This is a genomic window from Paractinoplanes abujensis, from assembly GCF_014204895.1.
GTDB lineage: Bacteria > Actinomycetota > Actinomycetes > Mycobacteriales > Micromonosporaceae > Actinoplanes > Actinoplanes abujensis.
The window spans coordinates 9,132,943-9,149,909 of sequence record NZ_JACHMF010000001.1; the positions used below are offsets into that span (position 1 = coordinate 9,132,943).

The window sequence follows — 16,967 nt, forward strand, 5'->3', positions numbered from 1 at the left end:
GTGCGCAGGCAAAAGATGAGATAGCGGAACTGTGCGCGGGCCATGGGTGCTGCGCACAGCAGGTCGTCCATCGGGGAGTTCGACATGATCAGCATTGTCAAGGATCTGGCGGCGGAGGCTCTGTTCGTCTCCGACCTGCAGCCGTCCCAGTGCCCCAGCAATGAGGCAGTGGAGCAGGCTGTGACCGACATGATCCTGTTGCACGGCAGCGACGGATGCGCGGCCGAGGTGGCGGTGGAGTTCGGTGACCACCCGGATGTCGCGGTGCGTCGCATGCACTGGGTGCACACCGAGTTGACCGAGGTCATGGAGCCTCGGCGCGCCGCCGTCTTCCACTGAAAACCTGAGCTTTTCTCGCGAAAAGCACCCTAAAAGCAACCGAGTTCGGCCGCCTTCGCACCTTTCGACGGCAAAAGTTCTCCTCATCAGCCGGTTTTCACCCAACCGGTCGTACGAGCGAGGAGGACTACGTGACCGACGCGACCGAACTCCCCGCCACCATCGGCACGACCCACGACGCGCCGTCCGCGCGGGACATCGAGGACCTGGTCCGCGAACACATGCCGATGGTTGGCCATCTGGTCCGGGAACTTCTGAACCGGGTACCGGGTCACGTCCATGCGGACGATCTGTCCTCAGCCGGCTTCGCCGCGCTGCTGGGGGCCGCCCGATCCTTCGACGTGACCCGAGGTATCCCGTTCCACCGCTTCGCCGCGGTCCGCATCCGCGGTGCGCTCCTCGACGAGCTGCGCGGGCAGGACTGGGCGAGCCGATCGGTGCGGGCCCGGGCCCGCAAGAGCGCTGCCGCCCGGCAGGAGCTCACCGCGGCGCTGGGCCGGACCCCGACCGATGCCGAGGTGGCCGAACTGCTCGGCATCGGCGTGGCCGAGCTGGCCACGGTCGAGGACGACGTGCAGAAGGCGGCCCTGCTCAGCCTGCAGGGCTTCCCCACGGGCGCGGCCGAGGAGATGGTGCCGGAGACGTCCGAGGGGCCGGAGGACCTGCTGCTCAAGCGGGAACGGCTCGGCTACCTGCACCAGGCCATCCAGGCCCTGCCCGAGCGGCTGCGCATGGTGGTGACGGAGTCGTTCCTGCAGGAACAGCCGCTCAGCGACGTCGCGGCCCGGCTGGGCGTGACCGAGTCGCGCATCTCCCAGCTGCGCACCGAGGCGTTGCAGCTGCTGCGCGAGGGACTCAACAGCTCGCTGGCGCCGGAGCTGCTCACGGTGGCCGCGGGCGGACCCCGTACGCGCAAGGGTTGTATGCAGCGGCGCCGCTCGGAGTACTTCGCCCGGGTCGCCCAGCAGGGCAACCTGCACACCCGGCTGGCGCTCACCGACGAGCACGGAGTGCCGATCGCGGTCGCGGCCTAGACCGCGGCCCCCGCTGGTGTTGCCGCCCTCGATCCCTGCGCACAGAGCGGATCGAGGGCGGTTCGCACCGGGCGGATGTCGGCCCCGACCGCCGTGGCCAGCACACCCGGCCCGGCCAGCGGCATGACCGCGAAGTCGCCCGGCCCCGACCGCGGGGCGGGGCCGGTGGGCGCGGTGACCAGAGTGCCGATCGCCCGGCCGCCGCCCAGCACCGCGGCGCCCGACCAGCCCGGCGCGCCCGGACCGACGGCCAGTTCGTGGCGGTAGAGCGTGCGGCCCGCGTACCGGATCGTGGTGTCGGTGCGGACGTCGCCCGCGGCCTCGTGGTGGCGGCCGCAGACCAGGTCGTCGCGCCAGAGCAGCGAACCGCCTTCCGCCACGTCGACCCGGGTGACCGTGAGGTGGTCGCAGCCCGCCGCGGCGATCAGCGGCTCCGGCCACCAGCGCAGGCAGCCACCGCCGGCGACGGTCGCGGTGATCGTGAACCGGGACTGCGGCAGGTGCGCCCGGCCGGGCAGCGCCAGCTGGGCGGCCACGCTGCGGATCTCCAGGCTCGCGCCCGGGCCGACCACGATGTCGAGCCGCAGGTCGTCGCCGCGCAGCGGGCCCGCGCCGCCACCCACCAGATGCACCGTCGGGCCTCCCGGCCCGCCCCCGTCGGTCCCCGTCCGCCGCAACAGCAGCGGGGACTCGCTGCGCAGGACGCTCAGCCGGGTGCCGCCGAGCCCGTCCGGCTCGGCCACGACCCGGGAGAACGCCCTCACGCGGCGGCGATCAGGCCGCGGATCCAGTCGGCCACCGGCGTGGCGGTGCGGTCGCCGACCAGCGACAGGAACACGGTCGGCAGGTCGCCCCGGCGGGCCTGGGCGTCCCGGTCCATCACCGACAGGTCGGCCCCCACCATCGGGGCCAGGTCGGTCTTGTTGATGACCAGCAGGTCGGCGGTGGTGACGCCGGGACCGCCCTTGCGCGGCACCTTGTCCCCGCCGGCCACGTCGACCACGAAGATCTGCCGGTCGATCAGCCCTTTGCTGAACGTGGCGGTGAGGTTGTCGCCGCCGCTCTCGACCAGCACCAGATCGAGCGGCCCGAGCGCGTCCTCGAGATCCTCGACGGCGTCCAGGTTGGCCGAGATGTCGTCGCGGATCGCGGTGTGCGGGCAGCAGCCGGTCTCGACCGCACGCACCCGGTCGGCCGGCAGCACCCCGTTGCGCAGCAGGAAGTCGGCGTCCTCGGTGGTGTAGATGTCGTTGGTCACCACGGCCAGGCGCAGCTCGTCGCCCAGGGCCCGGCAGAGCGCGGCCACCAGCGCGGTCTTGCCCGAGCCGACCGGGCCGCCGATGCCCACCCGCAGGGCCCGTGGGCCGTTGCCCAGCGGCTGGTGCGGGTCGATACCGGGGTCGGGATGGGTGTGCGGCACCTCGTCCGGGCCGTGCTCGTGCGGCGCGACGTAACCGTCCGACGGGTGGGGGAGGGCCCCACCGGCGACGGAGTGCTGATGTTCAGGATGCAAAGAGACGCACCTCCCAGGTGGCGTGGAGCTCGGCGCCGACATCGAGCAGGGGACCGCCCGCGGCCGGCAGATCGTCGACTGGTTGATCACGTCGGGCCGCCGCTGAAGCCGCGATCCGGTCGCACTCGGGGGCCAGCCGGGCCAGCAGCCCGTGCACGGCGAACGGGTCAAGACCGAGCAGCCGTACGGCGGCCGACGCCACACCGCTGACGGTCGTGTGTGCCGCGGCCACGGCGGCTGCCTCGGGCCCGAGCCCGGCCGCGCTCGCCACTACCCCGAGCGCGACCGGCTGGTGCACCTCCCGGCCGACGGGCGGCAGGGCCCACATGGCCCGGGCGGCCCGCAGCAACGCCCGCCCCTGCGCGCGCGACGCCTTGCGCAGCGCGGGCGACGGCGTACGGGAATCAAGCCCTTGATCCAGCTCGGCCCACTCGCCCGGTCGCGCGCAGGCCGCGGCCGCGAACGCCGCGGCCACGAGGCCCGCGGTGGCCAGCTTGCCGCGCAGGAAGCCGGCCACAGCGTCGGCATCGCGCACCCGCCCGGCCGAGACCTGCGCCTCGAGCCCGCCGGAATGCGCGTGCCCACCGGACGGCAGGCGGCCGTCGGCCAGGACGAGCAGGGTGGCCAGGGACATGTCAGAAGAGGAAGTAACGCTGGGCCATGGGGAGCTCGGTCACCGGGTCGGGGTCGATGATCTCGCCGTCCACGCGCACCTCGAACGTGTCGGCGTCGACCTCGATGCGAGGCAGGGCGTCGTTGCGGGGCATGTCGGCCTTCGTGACCTCGCGGGTGTTCTCGACCGGGGCGAAGGCCCGCTTGACGCCGATGCGGTCGGTCAGCATGGCGTCGATGGCGGCCTCGGCCACGAAAGCCAGCGACGTCTGGGCCGGCACCACGCCCTTGGCGCCGAACATCGGGCGCGGCAGCATGGGCTGCGGCGTGGGGATCGAGGCGTTGGCGTCGCCCATCTGGGCATAGGCGATCATGCCGCCCTTGAGCACGAGCGCCGGGCGTACGCCGAAGAAAGCGGGCTCCCACAGCACCAGGTCGGCCAGCTTGCCCGGTTCGACCGAGCCGATCTGCGACGCCATGCCGTGCGCGACCGCGGGGCAGATCGTGTATTTGGCGACGTACCGCTTCGCGCGGTTGTTGTCGGCAGTGGTGTCGCCGGGCAGGGCGCCGCGGCGGGCCTTCATGACGTGGGCGGTCTGCCAGGTGCGCAGGACGACCTCGCCGACCCGGCCCATCGCCTGCGAGTCGGAACCGATCATCGAGATCGCGCCCAGGTCGTGCAGCAGGTCCTCGGCGGCCATCGTGGACGGGCGGATGCGGCTCTCGGCGAACGCCAGGTCCTCGGGCACGGCCGAGTTCAGGTGGTGGCAGACCATCAGCATGTCGAGGTGCTCGCTGAGGGTGTTCCGGGTGTACGGCCGGGTCGGGTTGGTCGACGACGGCAGCACGTTGGGCTGCCCGGCGACCGTGATGATGTCCGGAGCGTGGCCGCCGCCCGCGCCCTCGGTGTGATAGGCGTGGATCGACCGGCCCGCGATCGCGCGCAGCGTCTCCTCGACGAAGCCGGCCTCGTTCAGCGTGTCGGTGTGAATGGCCACCTGTACGCCGGAGGCGTCCGCGACCTGGAGGCAGGCGTCGATGACGGCGGGGGTGGTGCCCCAGTCCTCGTGCAGCTTGAAGCCGCCCGCGCCGCCGCGCAGCTGCTCCCACATCGACTCCGCCGACATGGTGTTGCCCTTGCCCAGCAGCAGCACGTTGACCGGGTACGGGTCGATCGCCTCGAGCATGCGGGCCAGGTGCCAGGCGTTCGGGGTGACAGTGGTCGCCTTGGTGCCCTCGGCCGGCCCGGTGCCGCCGCCGATGATCGTCGTGATGCCCGCGGCGACCGCGGTGTCGAGGATGGTCGGGCTGATCAGGTGGACGTGGCTGTCGATCGCGCCCGCCGTCAGGATCTTGCCGTTGCCCGCGATGATCTCGGTGCCCGGCCCGATCACCAGGTCGGGGTGGACGCCGTCCATCGTGTCCGGGTTGCCGGCCTTGCCGATGGCCACGATCCGGCCGTCGCGGAGGCCGATGTCGGCTTTCACGATGCCCCAGTGGTCGAGCACGACCGCCCCGGTGATGACCGTGTCGGGTGTGCCCTCGGCCCGGGTGGCCCTCGACTGGCCCATCGACTCGCGGATCACCTTGCCGCCGCCGAAGACGACCTCGTCCCCGGGCCGGGGGCCGGCGCTGCGGTCCTCCTCGACCTCGATGAGCAGGTTGGTGTCGGCCAGCCGGATGCGGTCCCCGGCGGTGGGCCCGTAGAGAGCGGCGTAGCGGCCCCGGTCCAGAGTGGTCATCGCGAGCTCCCGTTCTCGGGCTGCGCAGAGTCGTCGACCAACCCGCCGCCGTCCGACGAATCGGATAAGTCGGATTTGCCAAGTCGGGGAGAGGCGGCACCGGCAGGCGTGGCGCTGGGTGGGGTGGCGCTGGGTGGGGTGGTGTCGGGTGCGGCGGGGCCGTTGTCGAGCGGGCCGCCGGCCAGGCCGCGCAGGCCCGGCACGATGCGGGCGCCGGCCAGGGGCACCAGCGTGATGTCGCGGGGGATGCCCGGCTCGAAGCGGACGGACGTGCCGGCCGGGACGGCGAGGCGATGCCCCCAGGCGGCCCGGCGGTCGAAGGAGAGGGCCTCGTTGGACTCGGCGAAGTGGAAGTGCGAGCCGACCTGCACGGGCCGGTCACCTGTGTTGCGCACGGTGAGGGCCAGCTCGGGGCGCCCGGGGTTGATCTCGATGTCGCCCGCGCCGAAGAGGATCTCGCCGGGGATCATGAGATGGGCCCGTGCACGGTGACCAGCTTGGTGCCGTCCGGGAAGGTGGCTTCCACCTGCACCTCGGCCAGCATCTCGGGCACGCCGTCCATGACGTCGTCGCGGGTCAGCACGCGCCGCCCCGCGTCCATCAGATCGGCCACCGTGCGCCCGTCGCGCGCCCCTTCCAGCAGGAAGGCGGTGATGATGGCGGTCGCCTCGGGGTGGTTGAGCTTGAGACCCCGTTCCTGACGCCGCCGGGCCACGTCGGCCGCGACGTGGATGAGCAGACGTTCCTGCTCGTGCTGGCTGAGGTACAAACGGATCCCTCCCCGCAGGTTGCGCTCCGCGATGCTCGCAGTTCGACGTTTCCGACGTGTTACCCATGTCGATCAAAGCAGACGCGGGGCGCTCCCCAGGGGAGAAACGGTCAGGCCCCGGTGTAGAGGACCGCGTCGATCTCGATGTCGAAGCCGACCAGCGGCACCGGCAGCGTGGTGCGTACGGGCAGCTCCGGGCCCTTGATGTACTGCGGGTAGATCTCGTTCAGCTCCGCGAAGTCGGCGAAGTCGCGCAGGTAGACCCCGACCCGGACGGCCTGGTCGAGGCTGGACCCGGCGGCCTCGGCCACCGCGGCCAGATTGCGGAACGCGGCGTGCGCCTGCTCGGCGAAGCTGCCGGTCACCCGGGTGCCGTCGGGCTGCGCGGGCACCGAACCGGCCAGGTAGATGAAGTCGCCGGCCACGACCGCGTGCGAATACGGGCCGCCGGCCGGGGCTGCGTTCTCGGCCTTGATGGCGCGCTTGGGCATTTCGTGTCTCCTAGGAGGTGCGTGGGAACTGTTCCTCGAGGGCTTCGGCGCCGACGAGGGGGGTGTTGAGCAGGTCGCGCAGCGCCTGTTCGCGGTGGGCCAGCGCCGCCCGCTGGGCCGGGGTCAGCGGCGACCACGGCGGGGGTGCGGCGGGCCAGGCGGGCGGCAGGCGGCGGCCACCGACGTACGTGGCCACGTTGATCAGCCGTACGGGGGCCACCCGGGTCTGGCGGTGGGAGTCGACGAGCTCGTGGGGCTCGGCGCGCACCTCGAACACGGCCAGGTCGGCCGGCGCCCCGACGTCGAGGGTGCCGCCGGGCAGGCCCAGGGCGCGCGCGGGCCGCGCGGTGACCATCGCCAGCACGTCGGGCAGCGGCACACCGGCCGCGAGCACTTTGGCCATCGTGGTCGGCAGGTCGAAGACGGGGCCGTAGAGCGAGCGGCAGTGCAGGTCGGTCGAGATCGTGTGCGGGCCCAGGCCCAGGCCGAGCTGCCGGTCGAGCACGTCGAAGGCGAAGCCGCCGGAGCCGTGGCCGAGGTCGAGCAGCACACCCCGGTCGACCGCGGCCCGCACGGCCGGCCCGAGCGGGGAGGCGATGCCGCTGGCGCTGTGCGTGACGATGTCGCCCGGGCGCAGCAGGTCGAGCACCTCCTCGAGCGCGGGCGGGGTGGTGCCGATGTGGACCATCACCGGCACGCCGCAGGCTTCTCCGACGGCCAGGCCGCGGCGCAGCGGCTCGACCCCGTTCGCGCCCACGGTGTCGCGGTCGATGCGCACCTTGAGCCCGCGGATCAGGTCGCGGTTGCGCTGCACGGTGTCGATCGCCAGCGGGACGTCGCAGGTGGTCAGGTCGCGGCTCTCGCCCGTGCGGCCGGCCAGGCCCAGCGCGGCGATGTTGAGCAGGGCCGGGACCCGTACGGCGGTGGTGGCGGCGACCTGGCGCAGGCCGTCGAGCGTGTACGCCCCCGCGGAGCCGGCGTCGACCCACGTGGTGACGCCGGTGTGCCAGGCGATCGGGTCGGGCGCGATGCCCCAGTAGCCGGGGCCGACGTGGGTGTGCAGGTCGATCAGGCCGGGGGTGACGAGCAGGCCGGAGACGTCGACGACCGTGTGCGCGTCGCGGGGCAGGCCGGGGCCGGTCGCGGTGATCACGCCGGCGGTGACCGCCACGTCGAACGGGTCGCCGCCGGCCAGCAGCAAGTCGTACGTCACGGCCACCTCCCGGGCCGACACTATCTTGAACGGATGAGCGCGCGGGGGTTGGTGCCGGAGCCGGAGTCGGTGGACGCGGCGGAGGGCGGGTTCCGGCTGTGGGCAGGCACGCCGCTGGCTTGCCCGCCGGAGCTGGCCGGCGTGGCGCAGTGGCTGCGGGGTGCGCTGCGCCTGCCGCTGCCGGTCGGTGCGGGCGGCCTCGACCTGCGCCTCGACCCCGGCCTGGGCGCCGAGGCGTACCGGCTGGACGGGCTGACGATCACGGGTGGGTCGGCCGCCGGGGTGTTCTACGGGTGTCAGACGCTGCGCCAGTTGCTGCCGCCGCAGGCGCTGCGCCGGGCCGGGCCGGCCGACTGGCCGCTGGCCGCCGTGCGGGTGCGGGACCGGCCCGCGTACGGGTGGCGGGGTGTCATGCTCGACGTCGCGCGTCACTTCATGCCCGTGGCTGATGTGCTGCGCTTCGTCGACCTGGCTGCCTTTCACAAGCTCAACGTGCTGCACCTGCACCTCACCGACGACCAGGGCTGGCGGCTCGAGGTGCCGGGGTGGCCGCGGCTGACCGAGACCGGCTCGTGGCGGACGGAGTCGATGCTGGGTGCGCGGCAGCACGCGACGTTCGACGGGCGGCCCCACGGCGGCTTCTACACCACCGACGACCTGCGCGAGATCGTGGCGTACGCGGAGGAGCGGCACGTCCGCGTGGTGCCCGAGGTCGACATGCCGGGCCACATGCAGGCCGCCGTGGCGGCGTACCCGCAGCTCGGCGCGGGCCCGCAACCGGTGCGGACGAGCTGGGGGATCTCGCCGCACGTGCTCAACCTGGGTGAGGAGTCGCTGGCCTTCTGCCGGGCGGTGCTCGACCACCTCTGCGACGTGTTCCCCAGCGAGGTGATCGGCATCGGCGGCGACGAGTGCCCGACTGAGGAGTGGGACGACCCCGACCGTCAGCCCTGGTTCACCGCGCGGATGGCCGAGCACCTGGCGGATCGCGGCCGCCGCGTCTACGGGTGGGACGAGATCCTGGAGGGCGGCGCCCCGGCCGGCGCGGTGGTGGCCGCCTGGCGCGGGGCCGGACCGGCATCGGTCGCGGCCCGGCTCGGGCATCCGGTGGTGGCGTGCCCCGACATCGAGGTCTACCTCGACTACCGCCAGTCCGACGACCCGGGCGAGCCGACTCCGGTGGGCACCCGGCTCACCCTGGCCGACGTGTACGCGTTCACGCCCGTACCGGAAGGCTTGTCGGAAAAGGAACGCGAACTGGTGCTGGGTGGGCAGGCGAACGTGTGGACCGAGCACATGGACTCGGCCCGCGCCGTCGACTACATGACGTACCCGCGGCTCAGCGCGTTCGCCGAGGCGGTGTGGGGCCGCCGGTCGTACGAGGACTTCGCGTCGCGGCTGCCGGAGCACCTGGCCCGGCTGGACGCGCTCGGCGTGAACTACCGCCCGCTGACCGGGCCGCGGCCGTGGGACGCGCGGCCCGACGCGCCCGGCAACCCGCGCACCTGGCCCGACCGGCTGGCCGAGCTGCGCGAGATGACCCGGCGCTTGCCATCCGGTGGGCCGGTCTGATGAGCTGCTCTCAGCGTCGCGGTGTACCCGGCAAGGAGACCGCCGAGGGCATGGAGGCGTGGAACCATGGGACATCCGTGGACAGCTATGACAACGAACGGGCGCGGTTCCGCGCCTACGGCGATCAACTGATCAGCGCGCACCTGCGGCTGCGCGAGATGGTCGAAGACCTCTACGTGGCGCTGGACGAGGGCCGCGGGGAGCAAGAACTGCAGCTGTACTGCCTGACGCTGTGCGGGGCGGTGACCAAGCACCACACGGCCGAGGACCTCGACGTCTTCCCGTTGCTGGCCGCGCGGCACCCCGAGCTGGAGGCGTTCCTGCGCAGCCTCAAGAGCGACCACAACATGCTCGCGCACATGCTGGGACGGCTGCAGCGCTCCACCACGTACGAGGAACTGGACGCGATCAGCGCCGTTCTGGAGACCCACTTCATCGGCGAGGAGAAGCGCCTCGTGTCGGTGCTCAACGCCCTGGAACCGATGGGCGACCTAGGGATCGAGGTGACCGATGGACGTGCCTGAACCAGCCGTCGACTGGCGCAGCAAAGGGTTCTGGCTGCCCGAGGGCAGGCTCGACCTCCCGGCCGACCTCTTCGGCGGGCAGTTCACCTGGCCCCTGCTGGTGCTGCGGCGCGAGGCGGCCGAGGCCAACATCGCGACCATGGCCGCCTACTGCCGGCGCCACGGCTGGGAGTTCAGCCCCCACGCCAAGACGACCATGGCTCCGGGGCTGCTGGCCCGGCAGCTGGCGGCGGGCGCCTGGGGCATGACCGTCGCGACCGCCAACCAGGCCCTCGTGCTGCGGAGGCTCGGCGTGCCGCGGGTGCTGATCGCCAACGAGGTGCTCGATCCGACCACGCTGCGCTGGCTGGCCCGCGAGACCGCGGCCGGGTGGGAGGTCTACTTCCAGGTCGACTCGGTCGAGGGGGTGCGCGCCGCGGCCGGCGCCGGGCCGGTGCGGGTGCTCATCGAACTGGGCCACGAGCACGGACGTACGGGAATCCGGTCGGCGGCCGCGGTCGAGGAAGTGGCCCGGATGATCGCGGCCGCGCCCGAGGTGCAGCTGGCCGGCCTGACCGCGTACGAGGGCCAGCTCCGGACCGAGGCGGAAGTGGACGGCTTCCTCGACCAGGTGGTGGCCGCCTTCGAACGGCTGCGGGCGGCGGGACTCCTGCCGGAGCGGCCCGTCCTGTCCGCCGGCGGCAGCGCCTGGTTCGACCGCGTGGTCGAGCGGGTCAAACCCGTGGACGCCACCCTCGTGCTGCGCAGCGGCGCCTCGGTGACCCACGACGACGGCTTCTATCGCGAGCGCACGCCGTTCCTGCGCGTGCCGCAGGAGGGCCCGCTGGCCGCCGCGCTCGACCTCTGGGCCCAGATCATTTCGGTCCCCGAGCCGGGGCTGGCGCTGGCCGGCATGGGCAAGCGGGACGCGCCGTTCGACGAGGGGCTGCCGGTGCCGATGGAGATCCGCCGGGCCGACGGCACGTACGCGGCGACCACCGGCATCGAGGTGACCAAGCTCAACGACCACCACACCTATCTGTCCATCGCGGACACATCGCTGGTGCCGGGCGACCTCGTCCGGTTCGGCATCTCGCACCCCTGCACGGCTTTCGACAAATGGCGGCACATTCCGGTGGTTGACGACGACCGGCGCGTGGTCGACGTGCTCGCCACGTACTTCTGACCGGGCCGCGGCTGGCAGACTGCGAGCATGTCTCGGGTTCGATTCGACTGGGGGCCGCTGGGCGCCGACGCGGTGGCCCCCGGTGCGGCCTACGTGGCCGTGGTCGACGTGCTCTCGTTCACCACCACGCTGACCGTCGCCGTCGAGCAGGGCATCAGCGTGCTGCCGTACCGGTGGCGGGACGACTCCGCGGTGGCGGTGGCCCGGCGGCACGGGGCGATCCTCGCGGTGCTGCGCTCGCAGGCCGGGCCCGGCCAGGTGACGCTGTCGCCGGAGAGCATCCTGCGCACCGACCTGGAGGCGGCGAAGATCGACCGGCTCGTGCTGCCCTCGCCCAACGGCTCGGCCATCTCGGTGCGGCTGGCCGACGCGGGCTGCACGGTGGTCGGCGTCTGCCTGCGCAACGCGGCGGCCGCCGCGGCCTGGGTGTGGGAGCGGGCCGGGGACAAGCCGGTGGCCGTGGTGGCGGCCGGGGAGCGGTGGCCGGACGGGTCGCTGCGGCCCGCCGTCGAGGACCTGTGGGGCGCGGGCGCGTTTCTGGCCCGGCTGGCCGACCTGGACTCCACCGACGGGTTCTCGCCCGAGGCGCTGACCGCCCTGGCGGCGTACCGGGGGGTGGCCGGGCGGATCGAGGCGGAGCTGCCCGAGTCGGCCAGCGGCCTGGAGCTGCGGGCCAACGGGTTCGCCGGGGACGTCACGGTGGCCGGGGACGTGGGGGCCAGCCCGGTCGTGCCGGTATTGCGCGACGGATGGTTCGTTCCTGGCGGAACCCCTTCCACCACCTAGCGGTCCGGTTCTACTCCGGGGCCGCGTCGTGGCCGCTGTTGGCGAGCGTGTCGTACGGGAACGGCAGCGGATCGACAGCGGTCACGTCGTCCAGTCTCCGCACCAGCGCCGGGTCGAGGTCCCAGCCGGCGGCGCCCAGATCGGACTCCAGCTGCTCCAGGTTGCGCGCCCCGATGATCGGGGCCGTCACCGTGGGCCGTTGCAGCAGCCAGTTCAGGGCGACCTGGGCCGGCTCGCGTCCCGCCGCCGTGGCCACCGCCCGCAGCTCGTCGAGGACCCGCCACGTGCGGTCGGTGTCGTAGACACCCCAGCGTTCGCCCCAGTTCTCGGCCTCGGCCATCCCGATCCGGCTGTCCGCCGGGGCCGACCCGCCCCGCGTGTAGCGCCCGGTCAGCCACCCGCCGCGCAGCGGGCTCCACGGCAGCACACCCAGCCCGGCGTCGGCCGCCAGCGGGCCCTGCTCCCACTCGAACTCGCGGTCGAGCAGGTTGTAGCGCGGCTGGACGGCGGCGAACGGTTCCCATCCGCGCTTGTCGGCGACGCCGAGCGCCTTCTGGATCTGCCAGGCGGCCCAGTTGCTGACGGCCAGGTAACGCACCTTGCCGCTGGTCACCAGCAGGTCGAGGGTGCGGACGACGTCCTCCACGGCCGCGGCCGGGTCCCAGCCGTGCACGTGGTAGAGGTCGATGTGGTCGGTGCCCAGCCGGCGCAGGCTGCCCTCGGCCGCGGCCATGACGTGTTTGCGGCCGAGCCCGGCCCGGTTGCCGCCGGGGCCCCAGCGCACCTTCGTCGAGATCACCCAGTCGGCCCGGTCGTGCTGTTTCAGCCAGTGGCCCACGATCTGTTCGCTGCGTCCCGCCCCGTACGCGTCGGCGGTGTCGAGGAACGTGCCCCCGGCCTCGGCGAACCGGTCCATCATGCGGAGGCTGGTCTCTTCGTCGGCCTCACGCCCGAAGGTCATCGCCCCGAGGCAGAGTTCGCTGACGGCCAGCGAGGTGCGGCCCAGAAATCGATAGCGCATGATGCGACAGTACGGCCGGATCGGTCTGCGCCTACGATCCATTTCCATGCCGGAATCCCGTACCAATTCGGCCTGGGAGACGCTTCTCGAGCTGCCCGCCCGGGGCCCTCGGCACGTGGCGCTGGCGGCCGCGCTGCGGGCGGCGATCCGGTCGGGGCGGGTGCCGTCGGGGTCCGCGTTGCCGCCGAGCCGGGTGCTGGCGCCGGTGCTGGGCTGCTCGCGGTGGGTCGTCACGCAGGCCTATGCGCAGCTCGCCACCGAGGGCTATCTGGAGGGGCGGACGGGTTCGGCCACCCGCGTTCGCTATCACGGCACACCGCCCACCGAAGTCGCGACGACTCCGGACCGGAAGGCGTTCGACTTGGCGCCGGGCCGGCCCGACCTCCGGTTCTTCCCGCGCCGCCAGTGGGCCGACGCGCTGTCCGAAGCGGCCGCCTCGGCAGACCTCGGCTACCCGCCACCCGGCGGCCATCCCGAGCTGCGCAGGGTGCTTGCCGAATATCTGTCCCGTTCCCGGGCCGCCGCCGCCGACCCCGCCTCGGTGCTCGTCTGCACCAGCATCCGCAACGCGGTCGGCCGGCTCTGCCGCGGTCTGTTCGCCGCCGGGCACCGCGCGATCGCCGTCGAGGACCCGGGCTGGGGTGCCCTGCGCGCGATCGCCGCCGACGCGGGCCTGCGACCCGTGCCGGTCCCGGTCGACGGTGACGGCTTGCGGGTGGCTGAGCTTTCTTCCCCCGTACGGGCGGTGCTGCTCTCCCCGGCCCACCAGTTCCCGACCGGCGCCGTGCTGGCCCCGGCCCGCCGGGCCGCCCTGGTCGACTGGGCCCGCGCGGTCGACGGCGTGATCGTGGAGGACGAGTACGACAGCGAGTTCCGCTACGACCGCAAGCCGGTGGGCTGCCTGCAGGGCCTCGACCCGGCGCGCGTGGTGCTGGTCGGCTCGGCCCACAAGACCCTGGCCCCGGCGGTCGGCGTCGGCTGGGCCGTGGCGCCACCCCGCTGGCGGCCCGCCCTGGAGTCGGGCCCGTCGCCCACGGCCATCGACCAGGCGGCGTTCGCCGGGTTCGTGGCCGCGGGCCGCTACGACCGGCACCTGCACCGGGCCCGCCAGCGCTACCGGGCCCGCCGCGACCTGCTGATCGCCGAGCTCACCGCGCACCGGCCGGGCTGCACCACCCAGGGCGTCTCGGCCGGCCTGCACGTGGTCTGCTCCTGGCCCGGCCTCGACGAGCGCGCGGTGGCGGCGGCCGCCCGCGGGGCCGGCGTCGACGTGATGACGCTGGCCGACTACCGGGTCGCGCCCGGCCCGCCGGGGCTGGTGCTGGGCTACGGCAACATCAGCGACGCGGCCGTGCCGCGGGCGGTCCGGGCTCTCGTACGCGGCCGTTCTGCATGAGGAAGTGGGCCTGCTCGATCCGGGTCAGCAGGGGCACGGTCGCCACCGCCGCGGCGGCAACTGCAACGCGGGCGGGATCCGTTGATCGATCCGATCGGGCGCCACCAGGGAATTCTACGGGCCGGCGGGCCGATGACCGTGTCCCCTCGGCGAGGGATGGGATGCGATCGATGGTGGTTTTAGGGTCGTTTTGTCACGCCGGCATCACCCCCTCGGAGCCGCCGATGTCCACGTTCCGCGCGACCAACAACACCCCACCCAAGGCCCGCGAACCGTTCGCGGTGGCGGCCCCGCCGAAAACCGAGATCCCGGACGGCCCGACCGAGCAGATCGGCGAGCGCCGCCCGGGCAAGCGCCGCAACTGGGGGTTCCTCCTGGTCACGGCGGTGGCGTTGTTCGCCCTGAACGTGGCCGGGGTGGCCGTCTTCGTGGCCTGGCGGGCCGCTCACCTGGCCCGGGCCGCGCTGCAGCAGCAGCCGGTGGCGGCCGCCGCGCCCGGCCCGGGGGAGGACTTCGACGTCTCGTACGCCCAGGAACCGTTGCGGGTGCAGGTGGGCTGCTCCGCGGTGCTCTTCCTCGACCTCGACGAGCCTCGCTCGAACGCCGGTGAGAAGGTGAGTGACCTGCGCTACGACAGCCGCTGCGGCGATCAGCCGCCCAGCCTGACCCTCGGTTCCGGCGCGGCCGGCGGCAGCCAGGTCCGCAACAACGACACCGACGCCGCGGGGTGCGCCCGGGCCATCCGCACCAGCCCCATCGGGCCGGGGGCGAGCGTTCCCGTCCGCAAGGGGGCCGTGCTCTGCGTGCTGACGGCGGCCAGCCCGGCCCGCATGGTGCTGGTCGAGATCACCGATGTCGGCCGGACCGGAACCGCTGGTATGCGCGCGACGTCCTGGAAAGTAGCGGCCTGACGGCGGTCGTGCCGGGCGCCCCTGACAGAATGTCGGGTGCGCCCCGTGACAGCTGTGAGGAGACCTTCCCGTGATCCGTACCCATGAAGCCGGCACTCTTCGCGCGAGCGACGCCGGCACGACGGTGACGCTCGCCGGGTGGGTGGCCCGCCGGCGCGACCACGGCGGGGTCATCTTCGTCGACCTGCGTGACGCCTCCGGCGTGGTCCAGGTGGTCTTCCGCGAGGAGGACGCGCACGCGCTGCGCAACGAGTTCTGCGTGCTCGTGGTGGGCGAGGTCAACGCCCGCCCCGAGGGCAACGCCAACCCCGAGCTGGCCACCGGCGAGATCGAGGTCGTGGCGTCGCAGCTGACCGTGCTCTCCGAGGCCGCGCCGCTGCCCCTGCCGGTCGACGACGCGATCACCGCCTCCGACGACCTGCGCCTGAAGTATCGCTACCTCGACCTGCGGCGGTCCGGCCCGGCCAAGGCACTGCGCCTGCGCTCGCGGGCCAACCAGATCGCCCGCGAGGTGCTGCACGCCCGCGACTTCAACGAGATCGAGACGCCGACGCTGACCCGGTCGACGCCCGAGGGCGCCCGTGACTTCCTGGTCCCCGTCCGGCTGCAGCCCGGCACGTGGTACGCCCTGCCCCAGTCGCCCCAGCTGTTCAAGCAGCTGCTGATGGTGGCGGGCCTGGAGCGGTACTACCAGATCGCCCGCTGCTACCGCGACGAGGACTTCCGGGCCGACCGGCAGCCCGAGTTCACCCAGCTCGACATCGAGATGTCCTTCGTCACGCAGGACGACATCATCGCGCTCGGCGAGGAGATCGTGTCCAAGCTGTGGAGCGAGCTCGCCGGCTACCAGGTGCAGCTGCCGATCCCGCGGATCACCTGGACCGACGCGATGAACCGGTACGGCTCCGACAAGCCCGACCTGCGCTACGGCGTCGAGCTGGTCGAGCTCACGTCCTACCTGCAGGGCACCGAGTTCCGCGTCTTCGCCGGAGCCATCGCGGCCGGTGGTTACGTGGGCGCGGTCGTGATGCCCGGCGGCGCGTCGCAGACCCGCAAGGAGCTCGACGGCTGGCAGGACTGGGCCAAGGCCCGGGGTGCGCGCGGTCTCGCGTACGTGGTGCTGGACGCCGAGTCGGGCGAGGCGCGCGGTCCGGTCGCCAAGAACCTGTCCGCCGAGCACCTGTCCGGTCTGGCCGACGCCGTGGGCGCGAAGCCCGGTGACGCGATCTTCTTCGCCGCCGCCAACGAGCGCCGCGAGGCCCAGGAGCTGCTGGGCGCGGCCCGCATCGAGATCGCCAAGCGGTCCGGCCTGATCGACGAGTCGGCCTGGGCGTTCTGCTGGGTCGTCGACGCCCCCATGTTCGAGAAGACCGACGAGGGCGGCTGGACCGCGGTCCACCACCCCTTCACCTCGCCCAACAACGAATGGGTGGACCGCTTCGAGGAGGCGCCCGACCAGGCCCTCGCGTACGCGTACGACATCGTCGTCAACGGCAACGAGATCGGCGGCGGCAGCGTCCGTATCCACCGCGGCGACGTGCAGAGCCGGGTCTTCGACCTGCTCGGCATCTCGCCCGAGGAAGCGCAGGACAAGTTCGGCTTCCTGCTCGAGGCCTTCAAGTACGGCCCGCCTCCGCACGCCGGCATCGCGCTCGGCTGGGACCGCACCTGCATGCTGCTCTCCGGTAACGACTCGATCCGCGAGGTCATCGCGTTCCCCAAGACGCGCGGCGGCTTCGACCCGCTGACCACGGCGCCCACCCCGATCACCACGCAGCAGCGGCTCGAGGCGGGCATCGACGCCAAGCCCAAGCCGGCGGCCGGCACACCCGGCACCGACGGCCAAGCGGTTCCCGTGGAGCGCTCAAACTGATCTGAT

At 73.0% G+C, this 16,967-nt stretch carries 18 protein-coding genes; 9 read left to right on the forward strand and 9 right to left on the reverse strand.

Annotation, left to right across the window (positions count from 1 at the left end):
• The first annotated feature begins 84 nt into the window (after positions 1-84).
• On the forward strand, positions 85-339 hold the full coding sequence (locus tag BKA14_RS42130; RefSeq protein ID WP_184956302.1) for a hypothetical protein: 255 nt from the start codon (positions 85-87) through the stop codon (positions 337-339).
• A 131-nt stretch (positions 340-470) separates the two neighbouring features.
• The gene (locus tag BKA14_RS42135; protein ID WP_184956303.1) at positions 471-1,373 is read left to right on the forward strand and encodes a sigma-70 family RNA polymerase sigma factor; all 903 of its coding nucleotides are present in this window, start codon (positions 471-473) and stop codon (positions 1,371-1,373) included.
• On the opposite strand, the gene BKA14_RS42140 is transcribed toward BKA14_RS42135, so the two are convergent.
• From BKA14_RS42140 to BKA14_RS42175, 8 genes are all read right to left on the reverse strand, one after another.
• Entirely contained in the window at positions 1,370-2,137 is a 768-nt protein-coding gene (locus tag BKA14_RS42140; protein ID WP_184956304.1) for an urease accessory protein UreD, read from the reverse strand. The genes BKA14_RS42135 and BKA14_RS42140 overlap by 4 nt on opposite strands.
• Complete coding sequence (gene ureG, locus BKA14_RS42145) at positions 2,134-2,766, reverse strand: urease accessory protein UreG (RefSeq protein ID WP_308441176.1); 633 nt, start codon at positions 2,764-2,766, stop codon at positions 2,134-2,136. The genes BKA14_RS42140 and ureG overlap by 4 nt, the downstream gene beginning before the upstream one ends.
• Positions 2,767-2,875: 109 nt before the next feature.
• Positions 2,876-3,520: an urease accessory protein UreF gene (locus BKA14_RS42150; protein ID WP_184956305.1), complete on the reverse strand. Its 645-nt coding sequence runs from the start codon at positions 3,518-3,520 to the stop codon at positions 2,876-2,878.
• Position 3,521: 1 nt separating this feature from the next.
• Positions 3,522-5,240: an urease subunit alpha gene (locus BKA14_RS42155; RefSeq protein WP_184956306.1), complete on the reverse strand. Its 1,719-nt coding sequence runs from the start codon at positions 5,238-5,240 to the stop codon at positions 3,522-3,524.
• Positions 5,237-5,710 carry an urease subunit beta gene (locus BKA14_RS45780; protein ID WP_184956307.1) on the reverse strand — a complete coding sequence of 158 codons (474 nt, stop codon included), beginning with the start codon at positions 5,708-5,710 and terminating at the stop codon, positions 5,237-5,239. The genes BKA14_RS42155 and BKA14_RS45780 overlap by 4 nt, the downstream gene beginning before the upstream one ends.
• Positions 5,707-6,009 carry an urease subunit gamma gene (locus BKA14_RS42165; protein ID WP_184956308.1) on the reverse strand — a complete coding sequence of 101 codons (303 nt, stop codon included), beginning with the start codon at positions 6,007-6,009 and terminating at the stop codon, positions 5,707-5,709. The genes BKA14_RS45780 and BKA14_RS42165 overlap by 4 nt, the downstream gene beginning before the upstream one ends.
• A gap of 110 nt (positions 6,010-6,119) precedes the next feature.
• A complete protein-coding gene (locus BKA14_RS42170) occupies positions 6,120-6,500 on the reverse strand; it encodes a RidA family protein (RefSeq protein WP_184956309.1) in 381 nt (126 codons plus the stop codon).
• 10 nt (positions 6,501-6,510) lie between these two features.
• Complete coding sequence (locus BKA14_RS42175) at positions 6,511-7,713, reverse strand: amidohydrolase/deacetylase family metallohydrolase (protein ID WP_184956310.1); 1,203 nt, start codon at positions 7,711-7,713, stop codon at positions 6,511-6,513.
• A gap of 33 nt (positions 7,714-7,746) precedes the next feature.
• Between BKA14_RS42175 and BKA14_RS42180 the strand changes: the two genes are divergently transcribed.
• From BKA14_RS42180 to BKA14_RS42195, 4 genes are all read left to right on the forward strand, one after another.
• Positions 7,747-9,285 carry a beta-N-acetylhexosaminidase gene (locus BKA14_RS42180; protein WP_184956311.1) on the forward strand — a complete coding sequence of 513 codons (1,539 nt, stop codon included), beginning with the start codon at positions 7,747-7,749 and terminating at the stop codon, positions 9,283-9,285.
• 77 nt (positions 9,286-9,362) lie between these two features.
• Positions 9,363-9,809 carry a hemerythrin domain-containing protein gene (locus BKA14_RS42185; protein WP_203722118.1) on the forward strand — a complete coding sequence of 149 codons (447 nt, stop codon included), beginning with the start codon at positions 9,363-9,365 and terminating at the stop codon, positions 9,807-9,809.
• Positions 9,796-10,974, forward strand: a complete 1,179-nt coding sequence (locus tag BKA14_RS42190) for an alanine racemase (RefSeq protein ID WP_184956312.1) — start codon at positions 9,796-9,798, stop codon at positions 10,972-10,974. The genes BKA14_RS42185 and BKA14_RS42190 overlap by 14 nt, the downstream gene beginning before the upstream one ends.
• 27 nt (positions 10,975-11,001) lie before the next feature.
• Positions 11,002-11,760, forward strand: coding sequence for a 2-phosphosulfolactate phosphatase (locus BKA14_RS42195; RefSeq protein ID WP_184956313.1), 759 nt, complete (start codon positions 11,002-11,004; stop codon positions 11,758-11,760).
• 10 nt (positions 11,761-11,770) lie between these two features.
• Here BKA14_RS42195 and BKA14_RS42200 read toward each other — a convergent pair whose 3' ends face one another.
• Positions 11,771-12,781: an aldo/keto reductase gene (locus BKA14_RS42200; protein WP_184956314.1), complete on the reverse strand. Its 1,011-nt coding sequence runs from the start codon at positions 12,779-12,781 to the stop codon at positions 11,771-11,773.
• Positions 12,782-12,827: 46 nt separating this feature from the next.
• Between BKA14_RS42200 and pdxR the strand changes: the two genes are divergently transcribed.
• The 3 genes from pdxR (at position 12,828) to aspS (ending at position 16,961) form a co-directional block, all read left to right on the forward strand.
• On the forward strand, positions 12,828-14,177 hold the full coding sequence (gene pdxR, locus BKA14_RS42205; protein WP_184956315.1) for a MocR-like pyridoxine biosynthesis transcription factor PdxR: 1,350 nt from the start codon (positions 12,828-12,830) through the stop codon (positions 14,175-14,177).
• A gap of 224 nt (positions 14,178-14,401) precedes the next feature.
• Complete coding sequence (locus BKA14_RS42210) at positions 14,402-15,088, forward strand: hypothetical protein (protein ID WP_184956316.1); 687 nt, start codon at positions 14,402-14,404, stop codon at positions 15,086-15,088.
• 70 nt (positions 15,089-15,158) lie between these two features.
• Positions 15,159-16,961, forward strand: a complete 1,803-nt coding sequence (gene aspS, locus BKA14_RS42215; protein ID WP_184956317.1) for an aspartate--tRNA ligase — start codon at positions 15,159-15,161, stop codon at positions 16,959-16,961.
• Positions 16,962-16,967: the final 6 nt, after the last annotated feature.

Bases quoted from the DNA above. Each gene is read 5' to 3' on its own strand.
- BKA14_RS42130 (WP_184956302.1), top strand. From the start codon at position 85: ATGATCAGCATTGTCAAGGATCTGGCGGCGGAGGCTCTGTTCGTCTCC.
- BKA14_RS42150 (WP_184956305.1), bottom strand. From the start codon at position 3,520: ATGTCCCTGGCCACCCTGCTCGTCCTGGCCGACGGCCGCCTGCCGTCC.
- BKA14_RS42155 (WP_184956306.1), bottom strand. From the start codon at position 5,240: ATGACCACTCTGGACCGGGGCCGCTACGCCGCTCTCTACGGGCCCACC.
- BKA14_RS45780 (WP_184956307.1), bottom strand. From the start codon at position 5,710: ATGATCCCCGGCGAGATCCTCTTCGGCGCGGGCGACATCGAGATCAAC.
- BKA14_RS42170 (WP_184956309.1), bottom strand. From the start codon at position 6,500: ATGCCCAAGCGCGCCATCAAGGCCGAGAACGCAGCCCCGGCCGGCGGC.
- BKA14_RS42180 (WP_184956311.1), top strand. From the start codon at position 7,747: ATGAGCGCGCGGGGGTTGGTGCCGGAGCCGGAGTCGGTGGACGCGGCG.
- BKA14_RS42190 (WP_184956312.1), top strand. From the start codon at position 9,796: ATGGACGTGCCTGAACCAGCCGTCGACTGGCGCAGCAAAGGGTTCTGG.
- BKA14_RS42195 (WP_184956313.1), top strand. From the start codon at position 11,002: ATGTCTCGGGTTCGATTCGACTGGGGGCCGCTGGGCGCCGACGCGGTG.
- BKA14_RS42200 (WP_184956314.1), bottom strand. From the start codon at position 12,781: ATGCGCTATCGATTTCTGGGCCGCACCTCGCTGGCCGTCAGCGAACTC.
- pdxR (WP_184956315.1), top strand. From the start codon at position 12,828: ATGCCGGAATCCCGTACCAATTCGGCCTGGGAGACGCTTCTCGAGCTG.
- BKA14_RS42210 (WP_184956316.1), top strand. From the start codon at position 14,402: ATGTCCACGTTCCGCGCGACCAACAACACCCCACCCAAGGCCCGCGAA.